General features: G+C 70.2%; 25 protein-coding genes. 15 read left to right on the forward strand and 10 right to left on the reverse strand.

Annotated features, from left to right (window positions below; genetic code table 11):
- Nucleotides 1–94: 94 nt before the first annotated feature.
- The 8 genes from MA876_RS01455 (at nucleotide 95) to MA876_RS01490 (ending at nucleotide 6,314) form a co-directional block, all read left to right on the forward strand.
- Nucleotides 95–1,060 (forward strand): DNA-3-methyladenine glycosylase family protein, encoded by a 966-nt coding sequence (locus MA876_RS01455; protein WP_248145366.1) that lies wholly within the window; start codon nucleotides 95–97, stop codon nucleotides 1,058–1,060.
- A 46-nt stretch (nucleotides 1,061–1,106) separates the two neighbouring features.
- Nucleotides 1,107–1,481, forward strand: coding sequence for a SpoIIAA family protein (locus tag MA876_RS01460; protein WP_248145368.1), 375 nt, complete (start codon nucleotides 1,107–1,109; stop codon nucleotides 1,479–1,481).
- 9 nt (nucleotides 1,482–1,490) lie between these two features.
- Nucleotides 1,491–1,715, forward strand: a complete 225-nt coding sequence (locus MA876_RS01465; RefSeq protein WP_248145370.1) for a hypothetical protein — start codon at nucleotides 1,491–1,493, stop codon at nucleotides 1,713–1,715.
- A gap of 67 nt (nucleotides 1,716–1,782) precedes the next feature.
- Nucleotides 1,783–2,817, forward strand: coding sequence for a siderophore ABC transporter substrate-binding protein (locus MA876_RS01470; protein ID WP_248145372.1), 1,035 nt, complete (start codon nucleotides 1,783–1,785; stop codon nucleotides 2,815–2,817).
- 55 nt (nucleotides 2,818–2,872) lie between these two features.
- Complete coding sequence (locus MA876_RS01475) at nucleotides 2,873–3,823, forward strand: ABC transporter permease (RefSeq protein ID WP_248145373.1); 951 nt, start codon at nucleotides 2,873–2,875, stop codon at nucleotides 3,821–3,823.
- Nucleotides 3,820–4,782, forward strand: coding sequence for an iron chelate uptake ABC transporter family permease subunit (locus MA876_RS01480; RefSeq protein WP_248145374.1), 963 nt, complete (start codon nucleotides 3,820–3,822; stop codon nucleotides 4,780–4,782). Before MA876_RS01475 ends, MA876_RS01480 begins: the two co-directional genes overlap by 4 nt.
- Before the next feature lies 1 nt (nucleotide 4,783).
- On the forward strand, nucleotides 4,784–5,536 hold the full coding sequence (locus MA876_RS01485) for an iron ABC transporter ATP-binding protein (protein ID WP_248145375.1): 753 nt from the start codon (nucleotides 4,784–4,786) through the stop codon (nucleotides 5,534–5,536).
- A gap of 10 nt (nucleotides 5,537–5,546) precedes the next feature.
- Nucleotides 5,547–6,314, forward strand: a complete 768-nt coding sequence (locus MA876_RS01490) for a siderophore-interacting protein (RefSeq protein ID WP_248145376.1) — start codon at nucleotides 5,547–5,549, stop codon at nucleotides 6,312–6,314.
- Here the strand turns inward: MA876_RS01490 and sigJ are convergent.
- Nucleotides 6,311–7,189: an RNA polymerase sigma factor SigJ gene (gene sigJ, locus MA876_RS01495; protein WP_248145377.1), complete on the reverse strand. Its 879-nt coding sequence runs from the start codon at nucleotides 7,187–7,189 to the stop codon at nucleotides 6,311–6,313. The genes MA876_RS01490 and sigJ overlap by 4 nt on opposite strands.
- 91 nt (nucleotides 7,190–7,280) lie before the next feature.
- On the opposite strand from sigJ, the gene MA876_RS01500 reads away from it, so the two are divergent.
- Complete coding sequence (locus MA876_RS01500) at nucleotides 7,281–7,697, forward strand: hypothetical protein (RefSeq protein WP_248145378.1); 417 nt, start codon at nucleotides 7,281–7,283, stop codon at nucleotides 7,695–7,697.
- Nucleotides 7,694–8,431 (forward strand): SDR family oxidoreductase, encoded by a 738-nt coding sequence (locus MA876_RS01505; protein ID WP_248145379.1) that lies wholly within the window; start codon nucleotides 7,694–7,696, stop codon nucleotides 8,429–8,431. Before MA876_RS01500 ends, MA876_RS01505 begins: the two co-directional genes overlap by 4 nt.
- A 111-nt stretch (nucleotides 8,432–8,542) precedes the next feature.
- On the opposite strand, the gene MA876_RS01510 is transcribed toward MA876_RS01505, so the two are convergent.
- On the reverse strand, nucleotides 8,543–10,621 hold the full coding sequence (locus tag MA876_RS01510; RefSeq protein WP_248145381.1) for a S9 family peptidase: 2,079 nt from the start codon (nucleotides 10,619–10,621) through the stop codon (nucleotides 8,543–8,545).
- Between the two features lie 2 nt (nucleotides 10,622–10,623).
- Complete coding sequence (locus tag MA876_RS01515; protein ID WP_248145383.1) at nucleotides 10,624–11,457, reverse strand: aldo/keto reductase; 834 nt, start codon at nucleotides 11,455–11,457, stop codon at nucleotides 10,624–10,626.
- A 54-nt stretch (nucleotides 11,458–11,511) separates the two neighbouring features.
- Between MA876_RS01515 and MA876_RS01520 the strand changes: the two genes are divergently transcribed.
- Nucleotides 11,512–12,186 (forward strand): VOC family protein, encoded by a 675-nt coding sequence (locus MA876_RS01520; protein ID WP_248145392.1) that lies wholly within the window; start codon nucleotides 11,512–11,514, stop codon nucleotides 12,184–12,186.
- 21 nt (nucleotides 12,187–12,207) lie between these two features.
- A complete protein-coding gene (locus tag MA876_RS01525) occupies nucleotides 12,208–13,131 on the forward strand; it encodes an ROK family protein (protein ID WP_308221629.1) in 924 nt (307 codons plus the stop codon).
- 126 nt (nucleotides 13,132–13,257) lie between these two features.
- Here the strand turns inward: MA876_RS01525 and MA876_RS01530 are convergent, their stop codons facing one another.
- A complete protein-coding gene (locus tag MA876_RS01530) occupies nucleotides 13,258–14,478 on the reverse strand; it encodes a trans-sulfuration enzyme family protein (RefSeq protein WP_248145394.1) in 1,221 nt (406 codons plus the stop codon).
- A 114-nt stretch (nucleotides 14,479–14,592) separates the two neighbouring features.
- On the opposite strand from MA876_RS01530, the gene MA876_RS01535 reads away from it, so the two are divergent.
- Complete coding sequence (locus tag MA876_RS01535; protein ID WP_248147141.1) at nucleotides 14,593–15,072, forward strand: Lrp/AsnC family transcriptional regulator; 480 nt, start codon at nucleotides 14,593–14,595, stop codon at nucleotides 15,070–15,072.
- A 2-nt stretch (nucleotides 15,073–15,074) separates the two neighbouring features.
- Here MA876_RS01535 and MA876_RS01540 read toward each other — a convergent pair whose 3' ends face one another.
- The 5 genes from MA876_RS01540 to MA876_RS01560 all read right to left on the reverse strand — a co-directional run bounded on the left by MA876_RS01540 (nucleotide 15,075) and on the right by MA876_RS01560 (nucleotide 19,347).
- Nucleotides 15,075–16,322 carry an RNA polymerase sigma factor gene (locus MA876_RS01540; protein WP_248145396.1) on the reverse strand — a complete coding sequence of 416 codons (1,248 nt, stop codon included), beginning with the start codon at nucleotides 16,320–16,322 and terminating at the stop codon, nucleotides 15,075–15,077.
- Nucleotides 16,319–16,675 (reverse strand): YciI family protein, encoded by a 357-nt coding sequence (locus tag MA876_RS01545; RefSeq protein WP_248145398.1) that lies wholly within the window; start codon nucleotides 16,673–16,675, stop codon nucleotides 16,319–16,321. The genes MA876_RS01540 and MA876_RS01545 overlap by 4 nt, the downstream gene beginning before the upstream one ends.
- Nucleotides 16,676–16,703: 28 nt before the next feature.
- On the reverse strand, nucleotides 16,704–17,108 hold the full coding sequence (locus MA876_RS01550) for a DUF1761 domain-containing protein (RefSeq protein WP_248145400.1): 405 nt from the start codon (nucleotides 17,106–17,108) through the stop codon (nucleotides 16,704–16,706).
- A 95-nt stretch (nucleotides 17,109–17,203) separates the two neighbouring features.
- A complete protein-coding gene (locus tag MA876_RS01555) occupies nucleotides 17,204–17,890 on the reverse strand; it encodes a DUF899 domain-containing protein (protein ID WP_248145402.1) in 687 nt (228 codons plus the stop codon).
- On the reverse strand, nucleotides 17,887–19,347 hold the full coding sequence (locus tag MA876_RS01560) for an MFS transporter (protein WP_248145404.1): 1,461 nt from the start codon (nucleotides 19,345–19,347) through the stop codon (nucleotides 17,887–17,889). Before MA876_RS01560 ends, MA876_RS01555 begins: the two co-directional genes overlap by 4 nt.
- A gap of 117 nt (nucleotides 19,348–19,464) precedes the next feature.
- Here MA876_RS01560 and MA876_RS01565 point away from each other — a divergent pair, with 117 nt between their 5' ends.
- Nucleotides 19,465–20,109: a TetR/AcrR family transcriptional regulator gene (locus MA876_RS01565; protein ID WP_248145406.1), complete on the forward strand. Its 645-nt coding sequence runs from the start codon at nucleotides 19,465–19,467 to the stop codon at nucleotides 20,107–20,109.
- A 135-nt stretch (nucleotides 20,110–20,244) separates the two neighbouring features.
- Complete coding sequence (locus MA876_RS01570; protein ID WP_248145408.1) at nucleotides 20,245–21,069, forward strand: aggregation-promoting factor C-terminal-like domain-containing protein; 825 nt, start codon at nucleotides 20,245–20,247, stop codon at nucleotides 21,067–21,069.
- A 1-nt stretch (nucleotide 21,070) separates the two neighbouring features.
- On the opposite strand, the gene MA876_RS01575 is transcribed toward MA876_RS01570, so the two are convergent.
- Nucleotides 21,071–21,889, reverse strand: coding sequence for a zinc-ribbon domain-containing protein (locus MA876_RS01575; protein WP_248145409.1), 819 nt, complete (start codon nucleotides 21,887–21,889; stop codon nucleotides 21,071–21,073).
- Nucleotides 21,890–21,916: the final 27 nt, after the last annotated feature.

Consider the following 21,916-nt stretch of genomic DNA (forward strand, 5'->3'; position numbering starts at 1 on the left):
GTGAATATCGTGTCGCCTCGACGCTGGAGGCGAGAGCTCGGGTACGGCGGCGCAGGGTGGGAGATGTCGGTGGGCCCCGCGTAGGGTGGGCGGCATGAGGACGATGGATGCCGGGGCCCGCCGCGACCCGCGTCCGCCAGCCGAGCGTCCGCTCGAGACGGAGTACCGACCGCGCGAGCGATTCGACATGCGGCGCACGGTGCTGTCCCAGCGCCGGGGCGCCGGCGATCCGACCATGACCACTGCGGGTGCCGTGATCTGGCGCGTGAGCCGCACACCGGACGGCGTCGCGACGCTCGCGCTTCGCCAGACGGCCGGCGGCGCGGTGCGGGCCGCGGCATGGGGGCCGGGCGCTTCGTGGGCGCTGACGCAGGTGCCGGCGCTGTGCGGAGCCCAGGACGACCCGACCGGATTCGATGCGTCGACGCATCCCCTCGTCGCCGACGCACACCACCGCAACCCAGGCTTGCGCCTCAGTCGCACCGACCTCGTGTTCGACGCGCTCGCGGGCGCGATCTTCGAGCAGAAGGTCACCGGCATGCAGGCGTTCGGCGCATGGCGCCGGGTCGTGCAGTGGCGCGGTGAACATGCCCCCGGTCCGACGCCGAAGCCGATGTTCGCGCCACCCTCGATCGAGGGCTGGCAGCACGTGCCGTCGTGGATCTGGCACCGCGCAGGGCTCGAACCCCCACAGGCGCGCACGGTCGTCGAAGCCGCGCGACGGGGCGACACGATCGAGCGCACCGCGAGCGCAGCCGCGACCGGTGACGAGCGCGAGCGCATCTTCACGAGCCTGCGCGGCGTCGGCGCGTGGACGAGCGCCGAGACCCGCATCCGGGCCTTCGGCGACCCCGACGCGGTGAGCGTCGGCGACTACCACCTGGCCCACGTCGTCGGCTTCGCGCTCACGGGGCACCGCGTCGACGACGACGGGATGCTGGAGCTCCTCGCGCCGTGGAAGGGTCACCGCCAGCGGGTCATCCGTCTCATCTACGCCAGCGGCGTGCAGGAGCCACGACGCGGCCCGCGCCTGCACCCCGAAGACCACCGCGAACGCTGAGCCCGCCCGCCTGGCGCGGCCGCCTGCTTCGCGCCATGATGGGCGCATGATCGAGACTCTTCCCGACCTTCCCGACGGCGTGCTCGGATTCCGGGCCGTCGGCACGGTCGAGGCATCCGACTACAAAACCGTCGTCGACCCCGCGATCGACGCGGTGGTCGCAGCGGGCGGCAAAGTCGACCTCGTCTTCGTGATGGGTGAGGAGTTCGAGCGATACTCGCTCGGCGCGCTGTGGCAGGACGCCCTGCTCGAAGGCGAGCCCTCGCGCGCGTGGGGACGGATCGCGCTTGTGACCGATCACACCGTGATCGGCGAGATCATCCACGGCATCGCGTTCCTGTTCCCCTGCGACCTCAAATTCTTCCCGGTCGCCAAGCAGGCGGATGCGATCGCGTGGGCGGGCGGCGAGTCCGCCGTCTAGGCTGTCCGCATGGCAACTCGTCGACCCGGCTGGCAGCGCGGGCACACCGGATGGGCGTTCGGCACGGCGCTCGTGTTCGCGATCGGAATCATCGTCGGGCTCGCTCTGAGCAACGTCTGGCTCGGCGTGCTCCTCGCGCTGATCGTCTCGATCGGCTGGCTGATCGCCTACGAGTCGTGGCGCGGCCGCAACGTCGGCATCGAGGACCGCGACGACAACGGGGCGCAGCTGTAGCACCCGTCCGCCGTTTGTGACGGCATCGATTTGACCTCCGCGGTAGGGCTTAGGTTAGCCTCACCTTATGCACCCAAGAACTCGCGCCGCGCTGCCGTTCGTCGGACTCGCCGCTCTCGCCCTGACCGTGACCGCCTGCTCCTCCACCCCCGCCTCGAGCGAATCCGACGCCCCCGCCGCGGCCGAGATGATCGTCGTCGAGAACGCCCAGCCGACCCTCGTCGAGGTGACCGAGGACGGCGAGACCTACATGGACGAAGACCTCGAGACGCCTCGCGGCTCGGTCGACGTCCCCTTCCAGCCGACCGCCGTCGTGACGTTCGACATCGCGACGCTCGACACCCTGCACGCCATCGGCGCCGGTGACGCGGTCGTCGGCATCCCCGAGATCGCTCTTCCCGACTACCTCTCCGAGTACGCGGACCTGCCCAAGGTCGGCACGCTCTTCGAGCCCGACTACGAGGCCGTCAACGAACTCGAGCCCGACCTGATCGTCACCGCCGCACGCAGCACCGGCGTGTACGACGAGCTCGCCGAGATCGGCCCGACGATCGACCTCACCGCCGCGTACGCCGGCACGTTCGACCCCGAGGCCGGCCTCGTGCGCGCCGCGCAGCTGGGTGAGATCTTCGGCGAGGAAGAGGCCGTCGCCGAGCGCACGGGCGAGATCGAAGAGCTGATCTCGACCATCCAGGGCGAGGCATCCGGCACGGCCCTCGTGCTCTCGGTTTCGGGCGGCGAGTACGGCGCCTTCGGCGAGGGATCGCGCTTCGGCTACTTCTTCGACGCGCTCGGGTTCACGCCGGCCGTCGCGGCTGCCGAGCTGCCCGGCGCCGAGGGCTCGCCCCACGGCGACACCGTCACGAACGAGTTCATCCTGACGGCGAACCCCGACTGGATCATCGCGTTCGACCGTGGCGCCGCGACCGGCGAGGGCAGCACGGCCGAGGAGACGCTCGACAACGAGATCGTCGCCCAGACGACGGCCGCGACCGAGGGCGACATCGTGTACCTCCCCGCGAGCGAGCTCTACATCGTCATCAACGGACTGACCGCGATCGAGAACGTCCTGACCTCGGTCCACGACTCGCTCGCGAGCTGACGCCGGGAGCAGACTCCTGAAACGCTTCTCGCCCACGGCGCTGATCGTCGCGGGGGTGGTCATCACGGCCGCCCTCGCGACGATCTCGCTGTTCATCGGCGTCGCCGCGCTCGATGGCTTCATCCTCTTCGCGAGCCGCGTACCGCGCACCGTCGCCCTGATCCTCGCCGGTATCGCGTTCGCCGTGACCGGCCTCATCATGCAGCTGCTGACCCGCAACCGGTTCGTCGAGCCGGGAACGACGGGGGCGACGGATGCCGCGAGCTTCGCACTGCTGATGCTTCTGCTGTTCACCCCCGGGCTGCCGCTGTGGCTCAAGGCCGTCGTCGCCTCGGTCGGCGCGCTCGTCGGCGTCTTCGGCTTCCTCGCGTTGGCGCGTCGCATCCCGTCGCGCTCGAGCGTGCTCGTGCCCATCGTCGGCATCCTCTACGCGGGCGTCATCGGCGCCGTCACGACCTTCATCGCCTACCGCAGCGACGTGCTGCAGGAGCTCCTGAGCTGGAGCATCGGCGACTTCTCTGGCATCATGCGCGGGCGCTACGAGATGCTCTACGTCGCGGCCGCCGTCGCCCTGATCGCATGGATCGCCGCCGACCGCTTCACCGTCGCGGGGCTCGGTGACGACACCGCCCGCGGTCTCGGGCTCGACACCCGCGCCACGATGGGTCTCGGCGTGGGGATCATCGGCGTCGTCACGGGCGTCATGGTCGTCATCACCGGCGCGATCCCGTTCCTCGGACTCATCGCGCCGAACATCGTCAGCCGCCTCGTCGGCGACAACATGCGGCGATCCGTTCCGATCGTCGCGCTGCTCGGGGCATCCCTCGTCCTTCTCTGCGACATCATCGGCCGGGTCGTGCGCTTCCCCTTCGAACTGCCGATCTCGATCGTCATGGGCATCGTCGGCGGGGTCGTCTTCCTCTGGCTGCTGCTGGGGACGGCGCAGCCGTCGGATGCCGCACGCCCGGCCCGCCGTCGGCGCGCCGTGAGCGGGGGTGCACGATGATCCGCACTCTCGTCCGCTCCCCCGCCGTGCACCTGGGCGCGCTCACGGCACTCGCGGTCATCGCGATCGTGCTCTACCTCTTCACCGACCTGCCGAACCGGTGGGAGTACGCGGTGGACCTCCGCACACGCACCATCATCGGCATGGTCATCGCCGCCGCCGCGGTCGGGGTCTCGACGGTCCTCTTCCAGACGATCACGGCCAACCGCATCCTCACCCCCGGAATCATGGGCTTCGACGCGGTGTTCATGGCGATCCAAGTGCTCGTCGCGTTCGCGATCGGTCCGGCGCTGCTCGTCTCGGCACCGCCCCTGGCGTCGTGGACGGTCGAGCTCGTGCTCATGGCCGGTTCGATCGTGCTCCTGTACTGGTGGCTGTTCCTGCGTCGCCGGCTCGACCTGCACGTCATCGTGCTCGCCGGCCTCGTGCTCGGGGTGCTCTTCCGGTCGGTCACGTCGTTCCTGCAGCGCCTGCTCGATCCCGACACGTTCGCGATCGTGCAGAACCTGCTCTTCGCGAGCTTCACCTCGATCGATCGCGAGCTGCTGCTGCCGACGGGTGTCCTGGTCGTCGTCGCGATCGCGTCGCTGTGGCCGATCCGCCGATCGCTGGACGTCCTGTCGCTGGGCGAGACGACCGCGATCTCGCTCGGCGTCGAGCACCGGCGCACGATCATGCATGTCGTCCTCGCGATCGCCGTGCTGGTCGCGGCATCCACCGCTCTCGTCGGCCCCGTCACGTTCTTCGGCCTCATCGTCGCCAACCTCGCCTACGGCGCCGTCGGGCACAGGCACCTGCGAAGCATCCCCGCCGCCGTCGCGATCGGCGTGGTCGCGCTCGTGGGCGGACAGCTCATCCTCGACCGCCTGCTCGGATTCTCGACGGAGCTCCCCGTCGTGATCGAGTTCGTCGGCGGGCTGTTCTTCATCATCCTCGTCCTCACCGGAAGGGCCCGCTGACATGATCCGCATCGCCTCCGTCACGAAGCGCCACGGCGCGCTCACGGCGGTCGACGACGTCACCCTCGACATCGGCACCGGTCTCACTGCGATCATCGGACCGAACGGCGCGGGAAAGTCCACACTCCTGTCAGCGGTCGGGCGGCTCATCCAGGCGAGCGAGGGCACGATCACGGTCGACGGCCTCGACGTGCACGAGACGCCGTCGCGCGAGATCGCGAAGCGGCTCGCGATCCTGCGCCAGGACAACCACCTCGCGATCCGGCTGAGCGTCGAGGATCTCGTCTCGTACGGGCGGTTCCCGTATGGCGGCTCGGGGCGCTCGCCGCAGGATCGAGATGCCGTCGAGCGCGCGATCGCGCTGCTCGACCTCGGTGAGGTGCGCGAACGGTTCCTCGATCAGCTCTCGGGCGGTCAGCGCCAACGCGCGTTCGTCGCGATGGCGATCGCGCAGGACACCGACCACCTGCTGCTGGACGAGCCGCTGAACAACCTCGACCCCCGCCACGCCGTGACGCTCATGTCGCTCCTGCGCGCGCAGGTCGCCGAGCGCGGCATGACGATCGTCGTCGTGCTGCACGACATCAACGTCGCCGCGCAGTACGCCGACGACATCGTCGCGATGAAGGGCGGGCGCGTCATCCATCACGGACGCGTCGCCGACGTCATCACGGCACCGAACCTCACCGCGCTCTACGACACCCCCGCGCGGGTCGCCGACGTCGACGGCAGCCCCGTCGTGCTGTGGAGCTGAAAGGAGCACCATGACATTCGCACTCGAACCCCGCGGTCTCGAGTTGAGGTTCCGCCAGGTCAGACTCGCAAGCCGCGTGTGGATCGCGCCCGATTACGTGCGCGTCCGTCTCGAAGGCGGCGACCTGCTCGGTTTCGACTCGCCCGGATCGGACGACCACATCCGCGTCTTCTTCCCGAGCGGGCCGGTCGGTTCTGTGGAGGAGCTGCGCGAAGCGCCGAGCCGCGAGTACACACCGCTCCTGTGGAACGCCGCGACCGGCTGGCTCGACCTCGAGTTCGCCGTCCACGGCGACGAGGGCATCGCGGCGCCGTGGGCCGCGACAGCGCCGATCGGCTCGGCGGTCGGCATCGGCGGTCCGCGCGGGTCGAAGGTGCTCACGGGCCGGCCCGACGCCTGGTTCCTGGCGGGCGATGAGACAGCGGTCCCCGCGATCCGCCGGTACGTGATGCAGATGGATGCCGCGGCCTCCGGCCGCATCCTGGTCGAGGTCGTCGACTCCGCCCACGAGATCCCGCTCGAGGTGCCCGACGGCGTCGACGTGACGTTCGTCCATCGGGGCGGCGCCCGCTCCGGCACCGCACTCGCGGCGGAGCTCGACGCGATCGGCGCGGGCGATCGTCCCGACGGCGCCGTCTTCGGCTTCATCGCCGCCGAGCAGGCGATCGTCAAGCCGGGGCGGGCGCTGCTGCTGGATCGCTGGGGTCTCCCGCTCGACCAGGTCACGGTGAAGGGCTACTGGAAGCGCGGCGAGGCCGAGTACCACGCCCCGCACTAGTTCCAGAGGGTGAGCTTCTCGGGGTTGCGCACGATCCACACGTTCGTGATGCGATCACCCGTCACGCCGAGCGTGATGACGCTGTTCGGCGCGCCGTGGAGCGTGACGTAGAAGCCGAGCCCGTCGGCCGTGAGAGCGGGCGCGATCTGCGCGTCCGGCTCGAGGCGCGGCAGCCCCAGCAGGAACCGTGCGACGCGATCGGCGCCTTCGACCGGCCGTCGCGCGGCCGAGACGAATCCGCCCCCGTCGGAATGCAGGACGACGTCCGGATCGAGGATCGCGACGAGTCCGGTGAGGTCGCCGGTCGTGCACGCCGCCGCGAAGGCCTGCGCGAGGGCGTCGTGCACGGTTCGGGATGCCGCACCCGCTCTTCGTTCGCGCACGTGCCTGCGGGCTTGCGAGGCGAGCTGGCGCGTCGCCTCGACCGAGCGCCCGACCGTTTCGGCGATCTCGGCGAACGGCATGCCGAACACGTCGTGGAGCACGAAGGCGACGCGCTCCGCCGGAGTCAGCGACTCGAGCACGACGAGAAGTGCCGTCGAGACCGAGTCGTCGAGTGTCACGCGCTCGAGCGGATCCGCCGCGAAGGGCGATTCTCCGGGCACGGGCTCGGGCAGCCAGTCCCCGACGTAGCGCTCGCGCCGCGCGCGGGCCGAGGTGAGCATGTCGAGACACACGCGGCTCGCGACGCGCGTGAGCCACGCACCGGGTGACGAGATCGCGTCGCGCTCGGCATCCGTCATCCGGTACCACCGCGTGTACGTCTCCTGCACCGCGTCCTCGGCGTCGGCGATCGTGCCGAGCATGCGGTACGCCAACCCCATGAGCTGCCGTCGCTCGGCGTCGAGCACGCGCGGGTCGAGTTCGTCGGTCATGGATGCTCCCTCCTGCACCCTACCGACGACACAGCCGATCGGAACGTGAGCCTCACGTTTCGCGGGCCTGCATCGTCGGGTAGTCGTGAGCATGACACTGAGACGCATCATCCTGTTGATCACCGCCGCGATCGGCCTCTTCGTCGGGCTGTGGGCGGCCGTGTGGCCCGACACCTTCTACACGAGCTTCCCCGGCCTGGGCCGCGTGTGGATCGCCGTCGACGGGCCGTTCAACGAACACCTCATCCGCGACGTGGGCTCGCTCTACCTGGCCCTCGCCGCGGCGAGCATCGCTGCGACGTTCTCCCGCACGCCGGACGCGGGACGCGTCGTCGGTGTCGCCTGGGCGGTCTTCGGCATCCCCCATTTCATCTACCACGCCTCGCACTTCGCCGAGATGGCCCCGATCGATGTCGCCGGCAACGCCGTGTCGCTCGGCGCCTCGCTGCTGCTCGGCATCGTGCTCATGCTGCCCGGAAAGACCCAGAAGAAGGAGAAGGAACTGTGAAGATCGCCGTCGCCGGAGGAACCGGAAACGTCGGAGCGTACGTCGTCGAGATCGCGCGCGAGCGCGGACACGAGGTCGTCGTGTTGACCCGCGGAAGCGGAGTCGACCTCGTCGCCGGAACGGGGCTCGACCTCGCGGGCGTCGATACCGTCGTCGACGTCGCAAGCGTCACGACACTCAAGACCGAGGATGCCGTGGCGTTCTTCACATCGGTCACCCGCAATCTGCTCGACGCCGAGGCCGATGCGGGCGTCGGGCACCACGTCGCACTTTCGATCGTCGGGATCGACGGCGCGACCGAGGGGTACTACGTCGGCAAGCAGGCGCAGGAACGGCTGGTCGAGGCATCCGTCGTCCCGTGGACCATCCTGCGAGCCACGCAGTTCCACGAGTTCGCGCCGCAGATGTTCCAGGGCGCGAAGCTCGGCCCGCTGCACGTCGCGCCCAAGATGCGCACGCAGCCGATCGCCGCGCGCGAGGTCGCTCAGCGCCTCGTCGAGCTCGTCGAGGCGGGGCCGTCGGGGCGGGTCGCCGACCTCGCCGGTCCGCGGGAGGAGAGCCTGGCCGACATGGTGAAGGCGTACGCACGGGCGACCGGGTATCGCGGGTGGATTCCCGCGATCGCGCTGCCCGGAGAGACCGGCCGCCGCCAGCGCGACGGCTCGGCCCTCCCGGGCCCGGGCGCGCAGCTCGGTCACGAGACCTTCGCGGAGTGGCTCGCCGCGCTCCCCTGATCAGCGCGGTCTCGCCGAACCCACACGTTTTCGCCGAACCCACACGGTTCGGTCGACCGGATCGTGTGGCCTCGGCACGATCGTGTGGGTTCGGCGAAGGGTCGGTCCGCCTCACCCGAGGTCGTCGGGCCGCTTCCACGCCTCGCCGAGCACGTGCTGCGCGAGGAACGCGAAGATCGTCTCGTACCAGACGACGGCGTGCTGCGGCTTGAGCACCCAGTGGTTCTCGTCGGGGAAATAGAGGTAGCGATGCGGCACGGTCCCGTCCGAAGACGCGAACTGCGCGTTGAGCTCCGACCACAGGCGCAGCCCCTCGCCGATCGGCACGCGGTAGTCGCGATCGCCGTGGATCACGAGCATCGGGGTCCGGATGTCGGCGACGAATCGGTGCGGCGAGTGCTCGATCATCGCCTCGGGCGTGAAGATCGACTGCCAATACGGCGAGAAGTCCGTCGTCGGACCGAACTGATCGAGCGCCCACAGGCTCGCGTGCGTCACGATCGCATCGAAGCGGTCGGTGTGCCCCGCGACCCAGTTCGCCATGTAGCCGCCGAAGGATCCGCCCATGGCGGCCGTGCGGGTCTCGTCGATCTCGGGTCGCGCGACGACCGCATCGGTGATCGCCATGAGGTCGGTGTACGGTGCGGCACCCCACGCATTCCAGCCGCGCGCGATGAAGTCGAGGCCGTACCCGGTCGACAGCGCCGGATCGGGCAGCAGCACGGCGTAGCCGCGCGCGACGGCGAGCTGCGGGTTCCAGCGCCAACTCCAGGCGTTCCAGCTGTTGAGCGGACCGCCGTGGATCCACAGCAGGAGCGGGGCCGGAGCATCCGTCTCGGGCAGCAGCAGCCATCCGCGCACGCGCGCGCCGTCCGCGGCCGTGGTCTCGACATCCACCATCGTCGCCGGCACCTCGGGCAGGGCGACCGGCGCGGCGAGAGGAGTGATCGCGCCGCCGCGAGCGATGCGCACGGGATGCGGCGGCGCCATCCACGACGAGCGCAGCGCGACGAGATCGCCCGTCGCGCGGTCGACCCGCACATCCGTGTAGGTGAAGTCGTCGCTCGTCACCTGGACCGGCGAACCCCCGTCGAGGGGGATGCGGAAGATCGGCCCGCGGCCGTCCTGATCCGCCGCCACGATAAGTGCGTCGTCGTGAGCATCGAACGAGAGCGACGACGGCCATCGGTCCCAGTCCGGGGCGATCCGGCGCGGCTCCGAGCCGTCGAGCGCGCTGACCCACAGCTCCTGCTGAGTCGGGCCCGCAGGGGTGCCCTTCACGGTGCGCACGTAGGCGAGCCGGGCACCGTCATGGCTGATGACGGGCGCCTCGAAGTCGACGCGCGGCTCGTCGAACAGGATCGTGTGGGCACCGGATGCGACGTCGATCGCGACCAGGCGGTAGCGGGCATCCATCCCCGCCGGCACGCGCAGCGCGGCGACGACCGTCGACCCGTCGGGCGAGATCGCGATGCCGGCGGCATCGGCGGAGCGGCCGGGCTGCGGCGTCAGGTCGCTCGGACGCGGGAGCGACGCCGGGTACGGGGTCGGGGCATCCTTCTCCGACTCCTCGGCCGCGGCGGACTCGTCGCGCACCGCGCCGACCGTGTCGCGGAGCCCCGCGAGATCGAGCGCGAGCAGGTGCGGCTCGGCGGGACCGAGGTCGTGGTCCCAGTACCGCACGGGGTAGGACTCGTGCAGGATCGCCGAGACCTTCTTCTTCTTGCGCGCCGCGCGGAGCTTGCCGTCCTCCTCGACCGTGGATGCCGACGGCAGCAGGTCTGCCGCGATGACGAGGCGAGTGGAGGCCTCGGCGACCGCCGCGATCGCACCCACGCCGCCCGCGAGCCGGGTCACGGCGCGGGCATCGCCGCCCGCGGCGGGAAGGATCCACAGCTGGCCGGACTCGTCGCCCTCGTCGGCGTCCGAGTCCGGTCGCGCCGAGACGAACAGCACGTCGCCGTCGGCCGTGAAGGCGGGAGCGGACTCGCCCTTCGCCGAGCGGGTGAGCCGCGTCGCGCCCTCGGAGCCGTCGGCGGCGACCGCCCACAACGAGCGGTCGAAGCCCGTCGCGTCCTTCTTGAGGGTCGCGACGGTCAGCACGGCGCGCGTGCCGTCCGGCGAAAGCGCCAGGCCCTCGATGCGGGGGATCGCGAGATAGTCGGGCAGGGATGCGAAGGGCGTCGCCATGCTCACATCTCCTCGTGGGTGTCGGGGTCCCCGTCCCAGAGGCGGCCGCGCTCGAGGCCCGAGATCGCGGCGACCTCGGCATCCGTCAACGTGAAGCCGAACACGCCCGCGTTCTCGACCTGGCGCTCGGGCGATGCGGACTTCGGGATCGGGGTCGAGCCGAGCTGCGTGTGCCAGCGGAGCACAGCCTGCGTCGGCGTCACGCCGTGCGCCGACGCGACGTCGATCACGATCTGCTCGGACAGCAGTTCGGTGCGGCGGGCGAGCGGGCTCCACGACTCGGTGCGGATGCCGTGCTCGACGTGGAAGGCACGCAGCGCGGCCTGTGGGAAGTAGGGGTGCAGTTCGACCTGGTTGACGGCGGGCGTCACGCCCGTCTCGTCGATGAGCCGCGCGAGCATCGGCTCGGTGAAGTTCGAGACGCCGATCGAGCGCACGAGGCCGCGCTCGCGTGCAGCGATCATCCCCTTCCACGTGTCGAGCCACTTGCCGACGCTGGGGTTAGGCCAGTGGATGAGCTGGAGGTCGATGCGCTCGAGGCCGAGCGTCTCGAGCGAGCGTTCCACGCTCGCGATCGCCTCGTCGTATCCATGGTCGCGGCCGGGGATCTTCGACGTGACGAGCAGTTCGTCGCGATCGATACCCGACGAACGCACGGCTTCGCCGACCTCGGCCTCGTTCTCGTAGTTCACGGCGGTGTCGAGCAGGCGATAGCCGGAGCCGATGGCCGCGACGATGGCGGCGACGCCGTCCTCGCCGCGCAGGTTGTAGGTGCCGAGGCCGAGTTCCGGGAACCAGGCGCCGTCGTTGAGAGTCACGTTGGGGATGCTGACCATGCCTCCATCTTGGTACTCCGACGGATGTCGCGGGGCGTCCCTACACTGACGACCATGAGCGAGTTCACGCGTATGACCGCCAAGCAGTTCCATGCATCGCCGGGCGTCGAGGACTGGCGAGTACTCTTCTGGGGCGCTCACGCGTTCTTCCACACGGACGGTTTCGCCGCGGGCGCGCGCTTCGTCGCTGCGATCGCCGAGGCCGCGGCATCCCTCGACAAGAGTCCGGACGTCGACATCCGACCCAACGGAGTCACGATCCGCCTCTTCACGCGCAAGGACGGGGCGCTCGGCGCGCAGGACGCCGTGCTGGCGGCGCGGATCTCCGGGATCGCCCGCGAGCAGGGCCTTGTACCCGACCCCTCGAGCGTGCAGACGGTGGGGATCGCGGTCGCCCAGGCCGAGGGCGTCGACACGCGCCCGTTCTGGACGGCGGCGCTCGGCTACGTCGACCTCTTCGACGAAGACGCGATCGATCCGAACCGCCGCGGACCGCATCTGTGGTTCCACGACCTCACGCCGTCGAAGCCCGGCCGCGGCCGCACGCACATCGACGTCTCGGTGCCCGCCGACGTGATCCGCGCCCGAGTCGATGCCGCCGTCGCCGCCGGCGGCCGCATCGTCGACGACTCGAACGCCCCGGGGCACTGGACGATCGCATCGCCCGACAACCACGGCGTCGACCTCGCCGCGTGGCCGGACTTCGAGGATCACGAAGAGGGCGACTGACTCGCATGGCATGATGCCCTGGTGAGTACCCCCGATCGCACCGTCGCCATCGCCATCGACCTGGGCGGCACGAAAGTCGAAGCGGCTGTCGTGACCGCTGACGGCCTCGTCGTCGAAGGGTCGGTCTTCCGTGCTCCTACGGGATCGTCGACCACGCGCGACGAGATCGCCGAGGCGGTGCGCTCGGTGGCGGTGTCCGCGCACGCCGCGCTGGGCGAGGGCGACCGTCTGGCCGGCGTCGGCATCGGGTCCGCCGGCCCGGTCGACCTCGCGGCGGGCAGCGTCTCGCCGCTCAACCTGCCGCGAGCCGCGGGGCTGCCGATCGTCTCGATCGTCTCGGAGGCGGTGCCCGCTGCGCCGGTGCGGCTCGCGCTCGACGGCACGTGCATCGCGCTGGCCGAGCATGCCTTCGGCGCCGCCCGCGGCGCGCGCAACGCACTCGCGATGGTGGTATCGACGGGCATCGGCGGGGGCCTGATCGTCGATGGGATGCCGGTCACCGGCGTCTCGGGCAACGCCGGCCACATCGGACAGACGCGACTCCGTTCCCGAACAGAGGGGTCACCGGCGACCGACGGCACTCTGGAGGACATCGCCTCGGGACCGCGAACCGTCGCCTGGGCGCAAGCGCAGGGCTGGAGCGGCGGCACCGGTGAAGACCTCGCGGTCTCCTACGCGGCAGGCGACGACATCGCCGTCGCCGCGGTTCGCCGTTCGGCGGGCGCCGTCGGCGAGGCGATCGCGAGCGTGTCGACGCTCCTGGACCTCGACGTCGCCGTCATCGCAGGCGGCTTCGCTGCTGTGGGCGCCGACTACATAGACCTCGTCCGGGCCTCGGTGCGCGAGTCCGCCGTCTATCCGTATGCGCGCCGCGTCGAGGTCGTGCCGACGGGGCTCGACGGTCGCGGACCACTCGTGGGCGCGGCATCCCTCGTCCTCCCCTGACGCTTGAGCAGAGATCGTCGACCCCGAGCGTTTCCGTCGAACCACACGGCGTCCACCCGGGGCTCGACAAGGATGCTCGGGTTCGATGTCGGTGCGACATCGTCCGCGGCTGACCGGGCCACCCGCTCAGCGAGCCAGCAGAGCGGGCACCTCGAGCGGCGGGGTTACCGCCTGGGCGGCGTCGAGCGCGGCGAGGATGTCATCCGTCAGGTCGTCCACGTGCTCGAGGCCGACCGAGAGCCGCACGACACCCGCGCCCGGTTTGGCCTCGCCGACGACGGGGCGATGGGTGAGGGATGCCGGATGCTGCACGAGCGAGTCGACGCCGCCGAGCGAGACGGCGTGGGTCACGAGCTCGCACGCCTCGGTGAACCGGGCAGCCGCGTCATAGCCCCCCGCGAGCTCGATCGCGATGATCGAACCCGGCCCGTCGAGCTGACGCCCGAGGAGGCCCTGCGGGTCCTGCCCCGGAAGACCCGGGTAGAACACCCGCCCCACCGCGTGATGGGCGCTGATGCGCTCGGCCAGCACCTGGGCCGTCGCCTGCTGTGCGCGCACGCGGATCGCGAGCGTCCGCAGACCGCGGTGCAGCAGGTACGCGCCCATGGGGTGCAGCAGGCCGCCCGTCAGGGCACGCACGCGGCGCAGGTGCTCGACCCAGTCGGTCGGGCCGGCGACGACACCCCCCATGACGTCGCCGTGCCCGCCGAGGTACTTCGTCGCGCTGTGCAGCACGAGTGTCACACCGTGACGCGCGGGCTGCTGCAGGACGGGGGTCGCGAACGTGTTGTCGACCAGCACGGGGACCTCACCCGCCGCGGCGACGACGGCATCGAGGTCGAGCAGTTCGAGGGTGGGGTTCGCAGGGGTCTCGACGACGACGAGCCCCGTATCGGGGCGGATGCTGCGCGCGATGTCGGCGGCGGTCGCCCACGTCACCTCGGTGCCCAGCAGTCCGCTCTCGAGCACGTGATCGCTGCCCCCGTAGAGCGGACGCACCGCGACGACGTGCGGCTTGCCGGACGAGACGGTCGCGATGAGGCACGCCGTGAGCGCTGCCATGCCGGACGAGAACGCGACCGCGCCGTCGGTGCCCTCGAGGCCCGCGAGCGACTCCTCGAACCTCGCGACTCCGGGCTGCCACAGTCGCTGGTACACGGCGCTGCGCCCCGCGCCCAGGTCGTGGCCCGTCGCGAGCTCTTCGTACGAGAGGCCGCCGACCTCGACGTCGGGCAGAGGGTTGGTCGTCGACAGTTCGATCGGCGGCACGTGCGTGCCGGCCTCGCGAAGACCTGCCATTCCGCCGTGGACGGCGCGGGTCTCGAATCGATGGCGCTCGGGATGCATGGGTCAAAGAGAACAGATTCCCGCGGTATCCTCAACCAACGATGAAGGATCGATGCATTGCATCCACTTGTGTCGAAGATTCTTCACCACCGCGCATCGATGGAGCCGCTCGTGATGCAGAACCTTGACCTCGATCGCATCGACCGCGCGCTCCTGCGCGCACTGTCGTCGAACGCCCGCGCGTCGGGCGCGGCACTCGCGGCCAGCCTCGGGGTCGCGGAGTCGACCGTGTCGCTGCGGCTGCGCCGACTCCAGGCGAACGGCGCGATCCGCGGCTACCGGGTCGAGCTCGACCCCGACGTCCTGGGCGCGACGGTGCAGGCGCTCATCGCGATCCGCCTCGTGAAGCACGCCCGCGCCGAGATCGAGGCGTTCCGCCGCACGGCGACGACGCTGCCCGGTGTGGTCAGCCTCTTCCACATGGCCGGCGCCGACGACTTCCTGCTGCACGTGCTGGCACGTGATTCGGGCGAACTGCGCGAGTTCGTGCTGACACACCTCACGGGGCACCCCGCCGTCGCGCACACCGAGACGAACCTCATCTTCGAGCACGCCGACGCCGACGGCTGGCAGGGATTCCTCGACGGCGCGTGAACTCAGTCGACGCTGAGCGCGGCGATCCGCCGATCGAGATGGCGCTGCTCGGCGGGGTTGGCGCTCAGGCGTCGCGCCTTCGCGAGCGCATCGCGCGCGGCATCCCTCTCTCCCCCACGTGCCAGCAGTTCGCCGCGCGTGGCCCAGTACAGGTGATAGGCGTCGAGCCCCGTCACGCTGTCGAGCGCGACGAGCCCCGCTCGAGGTCCGTCGGACATCGCGATCGCGGCGGCGTGATTGAGCGCGACGATCGGCGACGGGTCGTCCTCGAGCAGACGCCGGTAGACCCGCACGATCGCGGGCCAGTCGGTGTCGGCGGCTTCCCGCGCATTCGAGTGGTACCGCGCGATGACGGCTTGGAGTTGATAGGGGCCAGGATCCGCCCGACGCATCGCCGTCGCGAGCACGCCGTTCGCCTGCGCGATCAGCTCGGCGTCCCACAGGGTTCGATCCTGTGCGTCGAGCAGCACCATCTCGCCGCCCGCGAATCGCGCATCGGTGCGCGATCGTGCGTAGAGCTCGAGGGCCAACAGCCCCTCGACCTCGGCATCACCGGGGAGCACCTCGTGCAGACGGATCGTGAGGCGGATCGCCTCCTCCATGAGGTCGAGACGCGCACCGGCCGCCGGACCGCGCGAGAGATAGCCCTCGTTGAAGATGAGGTAAAGGATGCCGAGCAGCGCACCCACGCGGGACGACAGATCGGCGGGGACCGAGAGCGGGATACCCGCATCGCGGATCTTGCGCTTGGCCCGGACGATGCGCTGCGCGATCGTCGCCTCGGGGACGACGAACGCCGCGGCGATCTCTGCTGTGGTGAGTCCGCCGACGAGACGCAGCGTGAGTGCGACCTGGATGTCGGGCGCGAGCGCCGGATGACAGCACAGCAGCATCAGCCGAAGCTGCTCGTCGCCGACCTCGGCGTGGTCCAGGACCATGTCATCCTCCTCTCCGCTCTCGAAGGGATCATGCGCGTCGGGCCGAAGGACAGCGAGGTCGGCTCCGGCCGCGAGCGTCCGACGCCGGGCCGATGCCGCGCGCCGAAGACGGTCCACCGCGCGATTCCGCGCGACCGTGTAGAGCCAGGCCGGCGGGTTGTCGGGCACGGTCGTCCAGTCGAGGGCTTCGACGAGGGCATCCTGCACCGCGTCATCGGCGACCTCGAGACCGAACCTAGCGGCGAGGAGAGCGAGCACGCGACCGCTCTCCTCGCGCGCCAGGCGTGTGAGTGCGTCGGGCTGCGACGTCACATCTGTACGTCGCGCAGGAGCGGACGCACCTCGAACGAGCCCGCGGGCAGCGGCAGCGAGGTCGCGATCGCGAGCGCCGCGTCGAGATCGGCAGCTTCGACGATGTAGAACCCGCCGAACTGCTCCTTCGTCTCGGCGAACGGACCGTCGACGATCGTGTCGCCACCGCCGAAGGCACGACGGATCGTCGTCGCCGTCTCGGTCGGCTGAAGCTGACCGCCCGCGACCAGCGCACCGGACGCGCCGTGCGTGCGGTTGAACTCGAGCCAGGGCGCCATGTACTCGTCGAAACCGGGCTGGCCCGGTTCGGGCGCGGGGTAGGGCTCGGTGTGGATCAGGATCATGTACTGCATTGGTGTCTCCCTGTGATGTACGAGTGGATCAGATGCCGAACAGACCGATGACGAGCCCCATGACGAGGACGACCGTCAGTTGGTGTCCCATGTCGATGACGTAGAGACGCACGGGCCTCTGCTCGAAAAGGTACTCGACGGCGCAGCGTGCCGCCGTGAACCCGAGCCAGCCGACGGCCGCGACGACGAGTGCGACGCCGAGGAACGAACCTCCGACGCTCTCGTGCACGAAGGACGTCGCCAGCGCCTGGACGACGGCCGTGACGACCGTCGCGACGAGCGCCAGCAGGTACACCGACCAGTGCGTCGCCGCACCGAGTTCGACTCCGGCGGCGCGCGCCCACGGCCGGCCGAGGAGCGCCTTCGAGAACCACAGCGCCCCGACTGCCATGCCGGCCACCGACGCGATCGCAACGGCCACGAAGTTCAGCATGAGATCCACCTCCCTGAGAGCGGGTATCTCCTGCTCTCACTGCAATGACGCAGGAGGCGCGGCGGATCGACAGGTTGTGGCGAAGTTCTTTCTCGTCAGCGGCCCCAAAGCCGTGCGACGTCCTGCGACGACAGCCAGCGGCTGTAGGTCGGTGACTGCGGCCACCCCTCGGGCGAGTCCTGCCACTCCTCCTGCCGGCCCCACGGGAGGACGTCGACCAGCGGGAAGGTGTACATGAGCTGCTCGGTGCCGCGGCCGTTCGTGTGCCACGTGCGGTACACGGTGTCGCCCTCGCGCAGGAACACGTTGACGGCGAATCCGCCACCCGGAGGCGCGTCGACATCGGCGCCGAAGTCGCTGCCCGCGGTCGAGTACCACTCCATCCGGTTGCCGACCTTCTCGCGGTACGCGAGCGCCTCGTCGATCGGGCCCTGTGTGACGATGACGAAACGGGCGTCGTACTGCTCGAGGAACTCGAGGCGGTCCCACTGCATCGTTCCGCTCGTGCAGCCGCCGCACTGCCACTCCTTGCCTTCGAACCACATGTGGTTGTAGACGATGAGCTGCCGCTTGCCCTCGAAGACGTCGACGAGCCGCACGGGTCCGTCCTTGCCGACGAGCGTGTAGTCGGGCATCTCGACCATCGGCAGGCGCCGCCGCTGGGCGGCGATCGCGTCGAGCTCGCGCGTCGCGGCCTTCTCGCGCACGCGCAGCTCGGCGAGCTCCTTCTGCCACTCCTCTGCGCTCACGACGCGCGGGAGTGCGGTGGTGTCGGTCGTCATGATCGGACCTCCTCGGTCTCGTCGGTGGTTTCGTCGATGGATGCTTCGGCGCCCCCGTCCGCGGGTGCCGGAGCCGCGGCATCCCCTGCATCGTCGTCGACCGGCAGGGAGGGTTCGGCGTTCTCGTACGCCTCGGTCAGGTCGCGGTAGGGCTTGGAGAGGAAGGCGAGGAACACGACGAGCAGCATGATCGCGCTCGCGGCCATGAAGGCGAGCGCGATGCCGCGGGCCTCTCCCTCGCCGAGCAGCCAGCCCCACGTGGTTCGCCCGGCATCGGACTCCATGTACGGGATGAGCCAGAACTGCGCGAGGGGGCCGATCACGAAGGCGGAGAGCGGCGCGGCGGCGGACTCGACGCTCTGCGCGAAGCCGAAGACGCGGCCCTGCTTCTCGAACGGCACGACGCGCTGCACGATCGTCTGCTCGGAGGCCTCGGCGATCGGCATGAGGCACATGAACAACAGGATGCCGAGCGCGTAGATCCACCACACCTCTCGGATCGCGAACGTCATGCCGAGCACGGCGACCCCGACGTTGACCCACAGCATCGTGCGCACGGGCTTCTTGCCGAGGCCGAAGGTCGCGACGATGATGCCACCCGCGATGAACCCGATGCTCGTGACCCCGAGCACGATGCCCCAGATCTCGACGGGGAAGAGCGTGAGTCCGTAGGGATCCATGAGCGCCATGAAGACGCCGCCGACGAGGTTGTTGAACGTCGAGAAGAGGATGAGGGCGAGCAGGCCCGGCACCATCATGACCGCCGGGATGACACCCTTCAGGCCGAAGCCCGTCGGAGCGCCTTCGACGTGAGCGACCCCGCGCTCTGGGATCGGCACGAAGAGCAGGTGCACGAGGGCGACCGCCGTCGCGACGATCGCGATGACGATCGTGCCGCCCATGCCGGCGAAGCCGATCGACAGACCCGAGAACACGCTCGTGACGGCGAACGCGATGCCCTGAACGGTGCCGACGAGACCGTTCGCGCGGTCGCGGCGATCGGCGGGCACGAGCAGCGTCACGGTCGTCGAGAGCGCGATGTTGCGGAGGTTCTCGACGACACCGCCGAGCAGGATGACGCCGGCGAAGACCCAGAACCACGGTCCGCCCCAGTCCACCAGCACGGACTCGGGGAACGTGAAGTAGAGCATGCCCGCGATCAGGTAGGTCACCAGGGTCACCATGCTCGAGAGCATCATGACCGCCTTCTTCTTCATGCGATCGACGAGCGCCCCGAACACGACGCCGAGCAGGGCCGTGAGCAGCATGAACGACCCGCCGATGATCGCCGTCGCGAGCACCGAGCGTGTCTCGAGGTAGGCCCAGAAGGTGAGACCCCACCAGAGGAAGCTCGAGGTGACGTTCGCCAGCGCCGTGTTGACCAGCACCTGGTAGAAGCTGCGAAGGGTGCTCGGCCCGGGCTTCTGCTGGACCGGTTCTGCGGTCGTGTCGGTCATGAGTCCTCGTCGTCGTCGGTGCGGTGCTGAGGTTGCGTGCCGGCTGCGGGTAGGGTGGATGTGGACACCGTACACATTTCGATGTTCACACCGTACACACTCGGCCGGAGTGACGCAATGACCTTGCAGGCCCGCACGTATCATCACGGAGACCTCCGACGTTCGCTCGTCGACGAGGGCCTCAAGCTCGCACGCAGCGGTGGCCCCTCGGCGCTGACGCTGCGAGAGGTCACGCGCGCCGCCGGAGTCTCGCCCAACGCGGCGTACCGCCACTTCGCCGACCGCGAGGATCTCGTGCGCGCCGTCGCCGGGGAGTCCCAACTCGCGCTCGCCCGCGCGATCATGGCCCGGGTGAGCGATGCTCCTGCGGATCTCGACCGCGCCGAGGCATCCATCGAACGCCTGCGCCGGGTCGGTCGCGCCTACATCGACTTCGCGCGATCGGAGCCCGGCTGGTTCGAGCTCGCCTTCTTCACGCAGGACACCCAGGCAAGCCGCGGCATCGTGACGCTCGACGACGAGATCGTCGCGCCGTTCCAGCTGCTGATGGACACGCTCGACGCGATGGTGGATGCCGGAGCACTCGCCCCCGAGCGACGCCCGCTCGCCGAGTGGGCGTGCTGGTCGGCCGTGCACGGCTTCGCCGACATCGCGGTGCACGGCCCCGTCCGGTGGCAGCCTCCGGAGGTCATCGACGCCCTCGCGGCGGCCGTCGTGGAGGCCGCGATCACGGGCGTCCGCGGCACGGCAGAGCCCGCCTGACGGGCTCGGCTCACACGGTTCTGCCAGGGACACCTGGGGTTTCGTCCAGACAGGGTGCGCAGACTCGATGACCGTGCCCGACCCGAGGGCACCTCGCGTCACCGTGCGGACGCCACCCGAACCGCGCACGCTCTCATGCAGAAACGCTCCACTTTCACGCCCGTCCGCCGCGCCCGTCACCACTCGCCGCTCCTCGTCGTGTCAGGAGTCCTGCTCGGCGCGCTCCTCGCATCGGGCGCCGGTGCGGGAGCCATGGCCGCCACGGGCGAGCAGCCGGTCAACGAGACGCTCGTGGATGTCACGGCCGACGCGAACGTCTCGCTCGGCGCGGCGCGAGCGACGCTGATCGACGTCGAGGCGATCGGCGACGAGATCGAGGAGTCGGGACTGGACGTCACGGGATCGACCGACATCGACACCTCCACGTTGCGCGCGGCGATCGGCAAGCTCGACGACCTCACCACCTTGCCGCTCATGCTCGTGCCCGAACTGGCCGACGACGTCGAGGCAGCGACCAGCACGGCGCAGACCCGCGTCGCCCAGGTGCGGGCTCGGTTCGACGAGGCCGTGGCGAAGAAGGCGGCGGTGGATGCTGCGGCCGAGGCTGCCGCGAAGGCGGCCGCCGAGGCGGCGGCGCTGGCAGCGGCCAATACGCCCGACGGCGCGAAGGCGACGGCGCAGCGGCTCATGGCCGAGCGCTACGGATGGGGCGGCGACCAGTTCTCATGCCTCGCGTCGCTGTGGCAGAAGGAGTCGAGCTGGAACTATCAGGCGTACAACGCGGGCAGCGGTGCCACCGGCATCCCGCAGGCGCTGCCCGGAAGCAAGATGGCGGAAGCCGGCGCGGACTGGCAGACGAACGCCGCCACCCAGATCGCGTGGGGCCTGGACTACATCTCGCGCGCCTACGGCTCGCCGTGCGCCGCGTGGGGCCACTCGCAGGCGACGAACTGGTACTGATTCAGAGCAGGTAGGCGTCGACGAGCAGCGGCCCGCGGATGCCGCGGAGCACGTCGACGATGCGATCGAGACTCCTGCGCGACAGCGACGAGAGCTGGAGGTCGTAGGGACCGAGCTTCTCGAGCTTGCCGGTGCGGATGCGCACGACCTCCCAGCGGGCGGCGCGCAGCGCGCGGTCTTTGCGCAGATCCGCCTTCTCGCGATCGCCGACGTGCTCGAGCCCGTGACGGCCCGTGCTGTCGTACTCGATGGCGACGCGGAGCTCGGGGAGCAGGATGTCGGGCCACACCTCGACGTGGTCGAAGAACGGCCGCGCGACCTTTACGGCGTTGAGTCCCGGCGTCACGTCGAGTCGGGCGAAGAGGTCCTGTCGCAGCTGTGCCTCGACGGCTGATGCCGGCTTCGGTGCGCACGCGCTCACGAACGGCTCCCCCACCGCGAGGGCCGGTGTCTTGGGACACAGCGGCTTGGCCTTGGGACGGGGTCGGGATGCCGCGGCCGCTCGCACGCGCGGAGGCTTCGCGCGCTGCGCGCACTCGGGGCACCACGCCGATCGCCGTCGCTCCCGCCCGGGCCGCGATCTCTGCTCCGCCGGCGTCGCCGCGAAAGTGTGGCCCATATCGCACTGCCAGAGCAGCAGCACATCGGCCGCGGGCGGGATCTGGGTCAGGACGATCCCTGCGTTGAGGTCGGGATGGTACTGGCGGATGAGCATCGGATACGGCGCCCACGCCTCGCGATACGTGCCGACGGCGTAGGGCACGTCAGCGCCGCGCGAGAACTGCCGCCGCGCCCACCACGCCTCGACCCGCTCGACCATGCCGGAACGCTATGCGCGGCATCCGAC

Source organism: Microbacterium aoyamense (assembly GCF_023155855.1).
GTDB lineage: Bacteria > Actinomycetota > Actinomycetes > Actinomycetales > Microbacteriaceae > Microbacterium > Microbacterium aoyamense.